The following is a 12,446-nucleotide window of genomic DNA, read 5'->3' on the forward strand; positions in this document are numbered from 1 at the left end:
GTAGATACTCCAAGGAAAAAACATGAAACTGGTAGGCTTGGTAGGTTGGCGCGGCATGGTGGGATCGGTCCTGATGCAGCGCATGCAGGAAGAGGGCGATTTCGACCACATCGAGCCGGTGTTCTTCACCACCTCGAACCCGGGCGGCGCCGCACCCAAGATGGCGAAGAACGAAACCACGCTGAAGAGCGCCACCGACATTGCCGAGCTGTCCAAGTGCGAGATCATCATCTCCTGCCAGGGCGGCGACTACACCACCGAGGTGTTCCCGAAGCTGCGCGCCAGCGGCTGGAACGGCTACTGGATCGACGCCGCCTCGACCCTGCGCATGAACGACGACGCTGTCATCGTGCTGGATCCGGTGAACAAGGACGTCATCAAGAACGCCATGTCGCGCGGCGTGAAGAATTTCATCGGCGGTAACTGCACCGTCTCCTGCATGCTGATCGGCCTGGGCGGCCTGTTCGAGCAAGGCCTGGTCGAGTGGATGACTTCCATGACCTACCAGGCCGCATCGGGCGGCGGCGCCCAGCACATGCGCGAACTCTTGACCCAGTTCGGCACCATCAACGGCGCCGTCAAGCCGCTGCTGGACGACCCGGCCTCGGCCATCCTCGAGATCGACCGTACCGTGCTGGCCACCCAGCATGGGCTGTCCGCGGAAGAAACCAGGCAGTTCGGCGTGCCGCTGGCCGGCAACCTGATCCCGTGGATCGACAAGGACCTGGGCAACGGCCAGTCGAAGGAAGAGTGGAAGGCCGGCGCCGAGACCAACAAGATCCTCGGCCGCGGCGAAGGCTTTGGTTCCAGGGCGATTCCGGTGGACGGCCTGTGCGTGCGCATCGGCGCCATGCGCTGCCACTCGCAGGCGCTGACCATCAAGCTGACCCGCGATGTGCCGCTGGACGAGATCAACGACATCATTGCCTCGCACAACCAGTGGGTGAAGGTGGTGCCGAACACCCGCGAAGCCTCGATGGTCGAGCTGTCGCCGGCCGCCGTCACCGGCGGGCTGACCATTCCGGTGGGCCGCCTGCGCAAGATGTCGATGGGTAACGATTACCTGTCGGCCTTCACCGTCGGCGACCAGCTGCTGTGGGGCGCCGCCGAGCCGCTGCGCCGCATGCTGCGCATCGTGCTCGACAAGTAAAGCTGTTCCCTCGGGTGGACGGCAGCGCCGTCCACCCGACGCATGTTGGCAGCCTTGCCATACCTCCTGTAAAATTGCTAAGCGCTTGTAATCAAACGCTATCAATTTCACTCCGCATCGGTCATTCTGGCCACACATCCCCAGTCGCCGCGCCTTCCATGTGCGCGGGGAGCTTGCATGCTCCAGAGCATGATGATATGTTGAGACTCCCGGGAAACGTCTTTCCTCTGGTCAACTTTCCTTAGCTAACTTTCGCTGCCAACTATGCATTTTCCTCACCGTCCTCCGCTCATGGCGTTTGCGCTGAAAACAGTCACCGCGGCCGTGGCCAGCGCCGTGCTCCTGTCGCCCGCCGCCCAAGCTGCCGGCCTCGGAAAACTGACGGTGCTGTCGGCGCTCGGCCAGCCGCTGCGCGCCGAGATCGAACTGACGACGACCGCCGGTGAGGACGCATCCAGCCTGGCAGTGAAGCTGGCCTCGCCGGAAGCCTTCCGCTCGGCGAATATCGATTTCAACCCGGCCCTGCTGTCGCTGCGCTTCAATGTCGAGCAGCGCGCCGGCCGCCAGGTCATCCGCGTGAGCTCGACGCAGCCGCTGAACGAGCCGTTCGTGGACATGCTGCTCGAGCTGTCCTGGAACAATGGCCGCCTGGTGCGGGAGTACACCTTCCTGCTCGACCCGGCCGAACTGCGCGCGACCCAGTCGGCCCAGGTGGCGGCGGAAACGCGCCCGGCGGCCCAGCCGGCGGCGCGTCCCGCGCCGGCCCAGCCGGTCCAGCCGGCAAGCACGGTCGCCCAGCAGCCGCAGGAACAGCCGCGCCGCGAAGCGCCGGCGCCGCGTGCCGCCGCTCCGGCCGCCACGCCGGCCGCCGCCGCGTCGAGCTACCGCGTGCGCCCGGGCGACACGCTCGGCAAGATCGCCGCCAAGCTGCGCCCGGCCGACATCTCGCTCGACATGATGCTGGTGGCGCTGTACCGCGCCAATCCGGATGCCTTCATCGGCAATAACATGAACCGCCTGAAGTCGGGCCAGATCCTGTCGGTGCCGGATTCAGGCGCCATCCGGGGGGGCAGCAGCGGCGACGCCGAAGCGCGCGGCGTCGTGATCGCGCACGCGGCCGACTTCAATGCCTACCGCAACAAGCTGGCGGGGCAGGTCGCCAACGCGGCGCCGCAGCGCGCGCCGCAGGCCGGCCAGAGCGCGGCCGGCAAGATCACCGCCAAGGTCGAGGAGCGCCCGACCGCCGCCAACGAATCGCAGGACCAGCTGCGCCTGTCCAAGGCCACCCCGGCCAAGGGCGGCGCGCCCGGCGACGGCGCGACGAACGCCAGCGCCGAAGACAGCATCGCGCGCGAGCGCGAGCTGGCCCAGGCCCAGGCGCGCGTCAAGGAACTCGAGAAGAACGTCAACGAGCTCGAAGAGCTGATGACGGTGAAGAGCCGCTCCGGCAGCGAGGCCGAGAACGCGGCCGTGGCCGCTGCCGCGGGTACTGCCGCCGGCGCCGCGGCCGAGAAGGGCGCGCAAGCGCCGGCCGCCCCGGCAGCCAAGCCTGCCGAGAAGGCCAGGCCGCAGACGCCGAAGCCGGCCAAGCCGCAAGAGAAGGGCTTCGCCGACACGCTGATGGACAACATCAACTACGTCGCCGGCGGCGCCGCCATCCTGCTGCTGGCCGCGCTGGGCCTCTCGCAGCGCCGCAGGAAGAAAAAGGACGGCCCCAAGTCGGTGGTCGCGGAACCGTCGGTGCTGGGCGTGCCGGGCCAGGCCGCCCATTCGCTGTTCGCGGAAGCGGGCGGCCAGAGCGTCGACACCAGCAACAGCGTGTTCAACTCCAGCTTCGCGCCGTCGGCCTCGCAGCTCGACACCAACGAGGTCGATCCGGTCGCCGAAGCCGACGTCTACATCGCCTACGGCCGCGATGCCCAGGCCGAAGAGATCCTGAAGGAAGCCCTGCGCACCCAACCGGAACGGCATCCGGTGCGCCTCAAGCTGCTCGAGATCTACGCCGCCCGCAAGGACCTGCGCGCCTTCGAGACCCAGGCCGGCGAGCTGTATGGCATGACGCGCGGCCAGGGCGACGAATGGGCCCAGGCCGCAGCCCTGGGCCTGAGCATCGACCCGACCAATCCGCTGTATGCCGGCGGCAGCATGCCGGCCGCGCACACCCCGAGCCCGCAGGAACGCGACCAGCAGTCGCTGTTGTCGAAGCAGCTGGAAGACGCCTTCCGCAGCGGCGCTCCGGCAGCCGTCCTGGGCGCCGGCGCCTATGCGGCGATGGATCACGCCGACCATGAGGAGCAGCTGGAAGCGACCGCGGTGCCGGCGCTCGATGCCGCTGCCGAACCACGCGCCGAGGACAACGCGCTCGACTTCGACCTGGGCGGCCTGACCTTCGAGCCGGTCAGCAGCACCGAACCGATCGCGATGGCCGGCCCGGACGCGGCCCAGGATGCGACCGCCGTGCCGGACCTCGACTTTGGGCTGGACCCGATCACGCCGGCCGACCTCACCGCGGCGCCGGCTCCCGCCAGCGAAGAATCCTTCGACCTGGCCTTCGACATGAGTTTCGGCGACCCGTCTCCGGATACGGAGCGGGCGCCGCAGGCCGAGGCCCGCGATGCGGCGGATGTCCCGGCCGTCGACATGGCCGGCCTGGCCGCCGAGTTCGACCTGCCGCCGCTGCCTGCGGTGGCCGAGGACGAGGTGTCGATGGCGGTCGCCGCCACGCAAGAGAAGGACCCGCTGTTCGACCTCGATACGATGGACTTCGGCCTGCCGGCGACCCCGGCGGCGCCCGCCGGCGTGGCCGAGGCGACCCCGTTCCACGACGCGCTGCCTGCCGTGGCCGCCGCCCCGGCGTCCGCGCTCGGCGCGGACGATCCGCTGTTCGACCTCGATACCATGGACTTCGGCAGCCCGGGCGAAGTTGCACCGGCGCCGGCCCCGGCCCTGGCCCAGTCCCAAGCCTCGGTGGAACCCTTCGAGTTCGACGCACCGCCGGCCGCCGCCACGCCTGCGCCGGCAGCGGCCGCCGCGTCCTTCGACTTCGACATGCCGGCGGATGCTGCCGAGCCGTTCGCGCTGGAAGAAATCCCGGCAAACGCTGCCGCGGGCGCAGCGCTGGAGCCGAGCTTCGACCTGGCCGACATCGACCTCGACCTGCCGTCGCCCGAACAGCCGACGCAGCTGCCGGAGCAGGCAGCCGAGCCGGCCGCACTCTCGCCCGAACACATGGAAATGGAAACAAAGCTCGACCTCGCGATCGCCTACCAGGAGATCGGCGACAAGGAAGGTGCGCGCGAGCTGCTCGATGAAGTCATCAAGGGCGGCAGCAGCGAACAGGTGAGCAAGGCCAGCGCAATGCGCTCGCTGCTCGCGTGAGGCGCATCGCACTGGGTGTCCAGTATGTAGGCACCACCTGGAACGGTTACCAGAAGCAACCGGCGCGCAACACGGTCCAGGACCGTCTCGAGATCGCCCTCGAGAAGTTCGCCTGCACGCCGCTTGCCACCACCTGTGCCGGCCGCACCGACGCCGGCGTGCACGGCATCGAGCAGGTGGTCCACTTCGACACCGAGCTCGACCGCGCCATGCAGAGCTGGGTGCGCGGCGTGAACGCCTTCCTGCCCGATTCGATCGTGGTGCGCTGGGCGCACGAGGTCGCGCCCGATCCCGAGGGCAACGAATTCCACGCGCGCTTCTCGGCGCGCTCGCGCACCTATCACTACGTGCTCTACAACAACCCGAACCCGTCGGCACTGCTGGCCGGCCGGGCAGGGTGGGTGTTCCGTCCGCTGGACGTCGAGCGCATGGTCGAGGCCGGGCAACACCTGCTCGGCGAGCACGATTTCTCGGCCTTCCGGGCCTCGGGCTGCCAGGCCAATTCGCCGGTCAAGCAGATGCACGAGGTCGGCATCCAGCGCTATGGCGACGTGCTCGTGTTCACGGTGCGCGCCAGCGCTTTTCTCCATCACATGGTGCGCAACATCGTCGGCTCGCTGATCTACGTGGGCACGGGCCGCAACGAGCCCGGCTGGATGAAAGAAGTGCTGGAGAGCCGCTCGCGCGACGTGGCGGCGCCCACTTTCATGCCGGACGGCCTGTACCTGGCCAAAATCGATTACGATCCCAAGTGGGGACTGCCGCAGGAGCCATCCCATCCGCTTCCCTGGCTCTGAGCCACGCCACCTGGAATCAGCTATGCAACGCACCCGTATCAAGATTTGCGGCATCACGCGCGAGGAAGACCTGCGCGCGGCCGTCCAGTCCGGCGCCGACGCGCTGGGTTTCGTGTTTTACCCGAAAAGCCCGCGCTACGTCACGCCTGCCCAGGCTGGCGAGCTGTGCAAGGCGCTGCCGCCCTTCGTGAGCGCGGTGGCGCTGTTCGTCAACGCCAGCCTGGAAGAGGCGCGGGCGGTGGCGGCGCATGCGCCGCTGTCCCTGATTCAGTTCCATGGCGACGAAACGCCCGCACAGTGCGCCGAACTGGCCGCCGCCCTGCAGCGCCCCTTCGTGCGGGCCTACCGCGTCAGGCCGGACACAAGCCCGGACGAACTGCTAGAATATGAGCGCACATACCGCGCCGCCAGCCCCTGGTTCTCCGGCCTCCTGCTGGATACCTGGGTGGACGCTTACGGCGGCGCAGGAAAGGTTTTCGATTGGTCTCTCGTCCCAAAAGAGCTCGCGCCTCGGGTCGTTTTGAGTGGTGGCTTGAACGTACAAAACGCGACTGACGCGGTGGTACGTGTTCGTCCCTTCGCGGTCGACGTCAGCAGTGGCGTCGAAGCGCAGAAGGGCATCAAGGATGCCCGCAGAATCGCCGACTTCATCGGCGCCGTGCGGGCGGCCGACGCCATCATTTCGAGTGAGAACCATCATGAAAGATCGTCCTAGCGGAAATGCTCCGCTGTTCCAGACCCCTGACTATCAACTGCCCGACCAGCGCGGGCACTTCGGCCCCTATGGCGGCAGCTTCGTCGCCGAGACCCTGTCGCACGCCCTGGCCGAGCTGAACGAGGCCTACGCGCGCTATTCGAACGACCCCGAATTCCTCGAAGAATTCCGCTACGAGCTGGCCCACTTCGTCGGCCGTCCCTCGCCGGTGTACCACGCCAAGCGCTGGTCCGAGCAGCTCGGCGGCGCCCAGATCTTCTTCAAGCGCGAAGACCTGAACCACACCGGCGCACACAAGATCAACAACGTGATCGGCCAGGCCCTGCTGGCGCGCCGCATGGGCAAGAAGCGCATCATCGCCGAGACCGGCGCCGGCCAGCACGGCGTGGCCACCGCCACCATCTGCGCGCGTTTCGGCATGGAGTGCGTGGTCTACATGGGCAGCGAGGACGTCAAGCGCCAGGCCCAGAACGTCTACCGCATGAAACTGCTGGGCGCGACCGTGGTGCCGGTGGAATCCGGCTCCAAGACCCTGAAGGACGCGCTCAACGAAGCGATGCGCGACTGGGTCACCAACATCGAAAGCACCTTCTACATCATCGGCACCGTGGCCGGTCCGCACCCGTATCCGATGATGGTGCGCGACTTCCAGTCGGTGATCGGCGAGGAATGCCGCGTGCAGATGCCGGCCATGACCGGCCGCCAGCCCGACTACGTGCTGGCCTGCGTCGGCGGCGGCTCGAACGCCATGGGCATCTTCTACCCCTACATCGACGAACCGGGCGTGAAGCTGGTCGGCGTCGAGCCGGCGGGCGAGGGACTGGAGACGGGCAAGCATGCGGCCTCGCTGAGCGCCGGCATCCCGGGCGTGTTGCACGGCAACCGCACCTACCTGCTGCAGGATGCGAACGGACAGATCATCGAGACCCATTCGGTGTCGGCCGGCCTGGACTACCCGGGCGTGGGACCGGAACACGCCTGGCTGAAGGACATCCAGCGCGCCGAATACGTGTCGATCACGGACGACGAGGCGCTGGCCGCCTTCCACGACTGCTGCCGCATCGAAGGGATCATCCCGGCGCTGGAGTCCTCGCACGCGATCGCCTACGCGACCAAGCTGGCGCCGACCCTGCCGAAGGACCAGCTCATCCTGGTCAACCTGTCGGGCCGCGGCGACAAGGACATGCACACGGTGGCGCAGAGGATGGGGCTGGATTTCAGCTGAACCATCGGCTGCTTCGCCCATCCTCCGTGAACCTTTGACAAGAAAGAACAGCATGTCCCGTATTGCATCGACCTTTGCCGCCCTGAAGGCGCAGAACAAGACCGGCCTCGTGACCTTCATCACCGCCGGCGACCCCGGGCCCGAACTGACCGTGCCGCTGATGCACGCCCTGGTGGAGGGCGGCGCCGACGTCCTCGAGCTGGGCGTTCCCTTTTCCGACCCGATGGCCGAAGGCCCGGTGATCCAGCGCGCCTGCGAACGCGCGCTCAAGTTCAACGTCGGCCTGCAGGATGTCTTCGGCTTCGTGCGCGAATTCCGCAAGACCGACACCAGCACGCCGGTGGTCCTGATGGGCTACGCCAATCCGATCGAGCGCATCGGCCCCGACAACTTCATCCGCTGCGCGAAGGAAGCCGGCGCCGACGGCGCCATCGTGGTCGACTATCCGCCGGAAGAATGCGCGGCCTTTGCCGAGGCCATGCGCGCGAGCGACCTCGACCTGATCTTCCTGCTGGCCCCGACCTCGACCACCGCGCGCGTGCAGCAGGTGGCCAGGTACGGCAGCGGCTTCAGCTACTACGTGTCGCTCAAGGGCGTCACCGGCGCCGGCAGCATCGATACCCAGGACGTGGCGCGCCGCGTCGGCGCCATCCGCGAGCACGTCAAACTGCCGATCGGCGTCGGCTTCGGCATCCGCGACGGCGCCACGGCGCGCGCGGTGGCGGAAGTGGCGGACGCGGTGGTGATCGGCAGCCGGATCATCCAGGAGCTGGAGTCGGTGCCAAAAGAGAACGCCGTGGAGGCGGTGCGCAGCTTTACCGCGGGGATCCGCAGCGCGCTGGACGCTTGAGCGAATTTCGCTTGCTGCGAAGCATGTGGGGGCGCCAGTCGGCGTCCCTGTTTTAAGCGTGGTGAATGGGATGCGCGGATGGCATTCCCCTCTGTTGCAGCTTGGGTTACATTGCCTGTGTTCCTTTTATTAACCAGCCCGGCAGGTAGCCATGAAAAAACAGATCGTCCACGTCTCCGTCCTCCAGTCAGCCAAGGTCATGGCTGTTCTCTATCTGGTCTTGTCCCTGCCGATGGTGGCGATCATGGCAATTCCTGCGTCTGCCAGCGGACAAGGCCTTTCGCTGACCATGCTGATCCTGATGCCGGTCCTGTACACCATCCTCGGCTTCATCTTCACCGCAATCGGCGCCTGGGTCTACAACATCGTCGCCGGCAAGGTCGGTGGATTCGAATTCACCACCAGCGAAGTGGACAGCAAGTAGGCGCTGCCGCGCGGAACACAGGTAAAAGGGGAGCAAGGAGCAATCATGTCTGAATGCCAATTGGCAGGGCGACATCATTCGACAAGCGGCACGCTTGCGGCTACACTACCGCCACTTCGAAGACTTGCCGCAAGGAGAAAAGATGAGTTGGCTAGAAAAACTGCTGCCCCCACGGATCCAGCGCTCCGACGCCGCCAAGAGCAAGACCATGCCCGAAGGGCTGTGGGTCAAGTGCCCGTCGTGCGAATCGGTCCTGTACCGCGCCGACCTGGAATCCAACCAGCACGTTTGCCCTAAGTGCGACCATCACATGCGCATCCGCGCCCGCGAGCGCCTCGATGCGCTGCTCGACGAGGGCGGTCGCTACGAGATCGGCCAGGAAGCCCTGCCGGTCGATACCCTGAAGTTCAAGGACAGCAAGAAGTACCCGGACCGCCTCAAGCAGGCCATGGACGCCACCGGCGAAACCGATGCGCTCATCGTGCAGGGCGGCTCGATCATGAGCCTGCCGGTCGTGGTGGCCTGCTTCGAATTCGAATTCATGGGCGGCTCGATGGGTTCGGTCGTCGGCGAACGCTTCGCCCGCGGCGCCCAGGTGGCGCTGGAGCAGAAAGTGCCGTTCATCTGCATCACCGCCACCGGCGGCGCCCGCATGCAGGAAGGCCTGCTGTCGCTGATGCAGATGGCCAAGACCACCGCCATGCTGACCAAGCTGTCGGAAAAGAAGCTGCCGTTCATTAGCGTGCTGACCGACCCGACCATGGGCGGCGTCTCGGCCTCGTTCGCCTTCATGGGCGACGTCGTCATCGCCGAGCCGAAGGCCCTGATCGGCTTCGCCGGTCCGCGCGTGATCGAGAACACCGTGCGCGAAAAGCTGCCGGAAGGTTTCCAGCGCGCCGAGTTCCTGGTGCAGAAGGGCGCCGTCGACATGATCGTCGACCGCCGCAAGATGCGCGAAGAAATCGCCCGCCTGCTGGCGCTGCTGCAGAACCAGGCCGCCGACGCGCTGGCCTGAGGTAGAGCTCAAGCTCCGTCCTGGTGCGGACGCCCAGCGTCCGCACCAGCGCCCCGCGCGCACTCACTGAATTTCATCCAATGTCCACTCTCCCGACCACCTTGCCCGACTGGCTGGCGCTGCTCGAGTCGCGCCATGCCGAAACCCATATCGACATGGGCCTCGACCGCGTGCGCACCGTCAAGGAACGCATGGGGCTCGCCTTCAGCTGTCCCGTGATCATGGTGGCCGGCACCAACGGCAAGGGCTCGACCTGCGCCATGCTGGAAGCCGTGCTGCTGCAGTCCGGCTACCGCGTGGGCCTGTACATCAAGCCGCACTTCCTCGACTTCAACGAGCGCGCCCGCATCAACGGCGAGATGGCATCAAGCGAAGCCCTGGTCGCGGCCTTCAATGCGGTCGAAGCGGTGCGCGGCGAGGTGTCGCTGACCTACTTCGAATTCACCACGCTGGCGATCATGCACCTGATCTCGCAGGCGGACGTGGACGTGGCGATCCTCGAGGTCGGCCTGGGCGGACGCCTCGATGCGGTCAACGTGGTGGACGCCGACGTTGCCATCGTCACCAGCGTCGACATCGACCACACCGACTACCTCGGCGACACCCGCGAGAAGATCGGCTTCGAGAAGGCCGGCATCTTCCGCCCGGGGAAGGCGGCGATCTGCAGCGACCCGGTGCCCCCGACGACGCTGGTCCAGCACGCCGAAAGCATCGGCGCCGACCTGTGGCTGCTGGGCCGGGATTTCAACTACCAGGGCGACCAGCAGCAATGGAGCTACGGCGGGCGCGGCCAGCGCCGCAATTCGCTGGCCTATCCGGCCCTGCGCGGCGCCAACCAGCTGCTCAACGCCGCCGCCGCGCTGGCCGCGCTCGAAGTGCTGCGCATGCAGCTGCCCTGCGGCGCGCAGGAAGTACGCGCCGGCCTGGCCATGGTCGAGCTGCCGGGGCGCTTCCAGGTGCTGCCGGGCCGTCCGACCCAGGTGCTGGACGTGGCCCATAACCCGCATGCCGCGGCGGCCCTCGCGCACAACCTCGGCAACATGGGCTTCCACCGCTACACCTACGCGGTATTCGGCATCATGGAAGACAAGGACATCGAGGCCGTGATCGCCCCGCTGCGCGACATCGTCGACCACTGGTGCGTCACCGCGCTGCCGTCGCCGCGCTCCGCGCAGCCGGAACAGCTGGCGAAAAAGATCGCTGCATTGAAGCCCGCGGGCGCGAAAGAAACCGATTTTTCGGTCACGCCATTCACCACGCCGGCCGAAGCCTATGCAGATGCAGTGAGCCGCGCAGGAGAGAATGATAGAATTGTGGTCTTTGGCTCGTTCTACACGGTCGCCGGCGTCATGGCGGCCCGCAAACACTCTCTACACTGATTCTACATACGCATGGGCTTGTTCTCGTTCGGTAGCAAAAACAAGCAAGACACTGTCCGGGACAGCGGCCATTTCGTCAAGGATGACGATGCCGCCTATGGCGAGCACGCCCGCTCCAAGCGGGCGTCCCACGCCGGCGAAGGCGCGACCCGGGGACGCGCGCGCACCGGCGCCGATCCGATCCTGCCCGAGAAGAAGCGCGCGCGCCGCCGCCTGGTCGGCGCGATCGCGCTGGCCCTCGCCGCCGCGGTAGGCCTGCCGATGCTGCTCGACTCCGAGCCCAAGCCGCTCGGCGCCGACATTGCCATCAACATCCCGTCCAAGGACAAGGCGGCGCCGCTGCCGGTGCCGGCCGCAAGCACCGTCGACAGCGGCGAAGAGATCGTCGAGCCGGAAGATACCGCGGTCGCGCCGCCCGCAGCGCCGGACAATGTCCCGGCGCCGAGCGCTGCGCCGGCGGCGCGCATTGCGGCCCCGCCGGCCGATCCGGCGCCGCTGCGCACGCTCGACATTGCGGCCGCGCCGGCTGCGCCGAAGATCGAGCACAAGCCCGAGCCGGTGAAGCCGGAACCGAAGCGCGAGCCGAAACCGGAAGCGCATCCGAAGGTCGCCGAGCTGGAAGCGAAGAAGATCGAGAAGCCGGCCGAGAAGCCGGCCGCCAAGCCGGCGGAAGAAAAAGTGCGCCCGGCCCAGGACGACGCCGCGCGCGCCATCGCCATTCTCGAGGGCAAGCCGGCCGTGAAAGCTGCCGGGCCGTCCCAGAAATACGTGGTGCAGGTCGCCGCGCTGGCGACCCAGCAAAAGGTCGACGAGCTGCAGGGCCGCCTGCGTGCCGCCGGCGTGTCCTCGTTCACCGAGCGGTCCGGCGACCTGATCCGCGTGCGGGTGGGGCCGTACAGCAAGGAAGAGGGCGAGAAGATCCGCTCGAAACTGATCGCCATGGGCCTGTCCGGCACCATGGTGCCGCTCTGACCCGCCAGATGAAGCAAGGGCTGGCGGCGTGACGATTTTCGATTACCTGGTCTTGTTCGTACTGGTATCGTCGGTCATCATTTCCACCCTGCGGGGCCTGGTGAAGGAAATCCTGTCCCTGCTGGGCTGGATCGTGGCCTTCGTGGTGGCGAACGCCTATGGCGCCAAGTTGGCGCCGATGCTGCCCGCGTTGCTGCCCGGCGAGACCGCACGCCTGATCATGGCCTTCGTGCTCCTGTTCCTCGGCGTGCGCATCCTGATGGGCCTGCTGTCGCTGGCGATCGGGGCCCTGATCACGGCCACCGGACTGAGCCTTGCGGACCGCGGCCTGGGCGGATTGTTTGGATTAGCGCGTGGCATTGTAATCGTGCTGGCCGCCGTCATATTGTGTGGGATGACTTCCATCCCGGAACAGGATTTCTGGAGAAACGCGCTGCTGTCGCCCATGGCGGAAACCGGCGCGCGCACCGTCAAACCATTTCTCCCTGCCGCACTCGGGCAGCACATCAAGTTTTGAAATACCGTTTTCACTTTTTGTAAT

General features: G+C 66.9%; 11 protein-coding genes. All 11 read left to right on the top strand.

The features are described from left to right. Positions 1-22: 22 nt before the first annotated feature. The 11 genes from asd (at position 23) to AB3347_RS14500 (ending at position 12,422) form a co-directional block, all read left to right on the top strand. On the top strand, positions 23-1,150 hold the full coding sequence (asd, locus tag AB3347_RS14450) for an aspartate-semialdehyde dehydrogenase (RefSeq protein ID WP_369092503.1): 1,128 nt from the start codon (positions 23-25) through the stop codon (positions 1,148-1,150). Between the two features lie 264 nt (positions 1,151-1,414). Beyond that, a complete protein-coding gene (locus tag AB3347_RS14455) occupies positions 1,415-4,528 on the top strand; it encodes a FimV/HubP family polar landmark protein (protein ID WP_369092504.1) in 3,114 nt (1,037 codons plus the stop codon). Continuing rightward, positions 4,525-5,325: a tRNA pseudouridine(38-40) synthase TruA gene (gene truA, locus AB3347_RS14460; protein WP_369092505.1), complete on the top strand. Its 801-nt coding sequence runs from the start codon at positions 4,525-4,527 to the stop codon at positions 5,323-5,325. Before AB3347_RS14455 ends, truA begins: the two co-directional genes overlap by 4 nt. Before the next feature lie 22 nt (positions 5,326-5,347). After that, positions 5,348-6,040 (top strand): phosphoribosylanthranilate isomerase, encoded by a 693-nt coding sequence (locus tag AB3347_RS14465; protein WP_369092506.1) that lies wholly within the window; start codon positions 5,348-5,350, stop codon positions 6,038-6,040. Further along, the gene (trpB, locus tag AB3347_RS14470; RefSeq protein ID WP_369092507.1) at positions 6,024-7,265 is read left to right on the top strand and encodes a tryptophan synthase subunit beta; all 1,242 of its coding nucleotides are present in this window, start codon (positions 6,024-6,026) and stop codon (positions 7,263-7,265) included. Before AB3347_RS14465 ends, trpB begins: the two co-directional genes overlap by 17 nt. Positions 7,266-7,317: 52 nt before the next feature. Continuing rightward, entirely contained in the window at positions 7,318-8,115 is a 798-nt protein-coding gene (gene trpA / locus AB3347_RS14475; RefSeq protein WP_369092508.1) for a tryptophan synthase subunit alpha, read from the top strand. 151 nt (positions 8,116-8,266) lie between these two features. Further along, positions 8,267-8,539, top strand: coding sequence for a hypothetical protein (locus tag AB3347_RS14480; RefSeq protein ID WP_369092509.1), 273 nt, complete (start codon positions 8,267-8,269; stop codon positions 8,537-8,539). A gap of 142 nt (positions 8,540-8,681) precedes the next feature. Further along, on the top strand, positions 8,682-9,554 hold the full coding sequence (gene accD, locus AB3347_RS14485) for an acetyl-CoA carboxylase, carboxyltransferase subunit beta (protein ID WP_369092510.1): 873 nt from the start codon (positions 8,682-8,684) through the stop codon (positions 9,552-9,554). A gap of 80 nt (positions 9,555-9,634) precedes the next feature. Then, positions 9,635-10,933 carry a bifunctional tetrahydrofolate synthase/dihydrofolate synthase gene (gene folC, locus AB3347_RS14490; protein ID WP_369092511.1) on the top strand — a complete coding sequence of 433 codons (1,299 nt, stop codon included), beginning with the start codon at positions 9,635-9,637 and terminating at the stop codon, positions 10,931-10,933. Positions 10,934-10,945: 12 nt separating this feature from the next. Then, positions 10,946-11,905, top strand: a complete 960-nt coding sequence (locus tag AB3347_RS14495) for an SPOR domain-containing protein (RefSeq protein ID WP_369092512.1) — start codon at positions 10,946-10,948, stop codon at positions 11,903-11,905. A gap of 28 nt (positions 11,906-11,933) precedes the next feature. Further along, complete coding sequence (locus AB3347_RS14500; RefSeq protein ID WP_369092513.1) at positions 11,934-12,422, top strand: CvpA family protein; 489 nt, start codon at positions 11,934-11,936, stop codon at positions 12,420-12,422. Positions 12,423-12,446: the final 24 nt, after the last annotated feature.

The sequence above is a fragment of the Massilia sp. X63 genome (assembly GCF_041023745.1).
Classification (GTDB): domain Bacteria; phylum Pseudomonadota; class Gammaproteobacteria; order Burkholderiales; family Burkholderiaceae_D; genus Telluria.

Bases quoted from the DNA above. Each gene is read 5' to 3' on its own strand.
- trpA (WP_369092508.1), top strand. From the start codon at position 7,318: ATGTCCCGTATTGCATCGACCTTTGCCGCCCTGAAGGCGCAGAACAAG.
- AB3347_RS14465 (WP_369092506.1), top strand. From the start codon at position 5,348: ATGCAACGCACCCGTATCAAGATTTGCGGCATCACGCGCGAGGAAGAC.
- AB3347_RS14455 (WP_369092504.1), top strand. From the start codon at position 1,415: ATGCATTTTCCTCACCGTCCTCCGCTCATGGCGTTTGCGCTGAAAACA.
- AB3347_RS14480 (WP_369092509.1), top strand. From the start codon at position 8,267: ATGAAAAAACAGATCGTCCACGTCTCCGTCCTCCAGTCAGCCAAGGTC.
- trpB (WP_369092507.1), top strand. From the start codon at position 6,024: ATGAAAGATCGTCCTAGCGGAAATGCTCCGCTGTTCCAGACCCCTGAC.
- folC (WP_369092511.1), top strand. From the start codon at position 9,635: ATGTCCACTCTCCCGACCACCTTGCCCGACTGGCTGGCGCTGCTCGAG.
- asd (WP_369092503.1), top strand. From the start codon at position 23: ATGAAACTGGTAGGCTTGGTAGGTTGGCGCGGCATGGTGGGATCGGTC.
- AB3347_RS14495 (WP_369092512.1), top strand. From the start codon at position 10,946: ATGGGCTTGTTCTCGTTCGGTAGCAAAAACAAGCAAGACACTGTCCGG.
- accD (WP_369092510.1), top strand. From the start codon at position 8,682: ATGAGTTGGCTAGAAAAACTGCTGCCCCCACGGATCCAGCGCTCCGAC.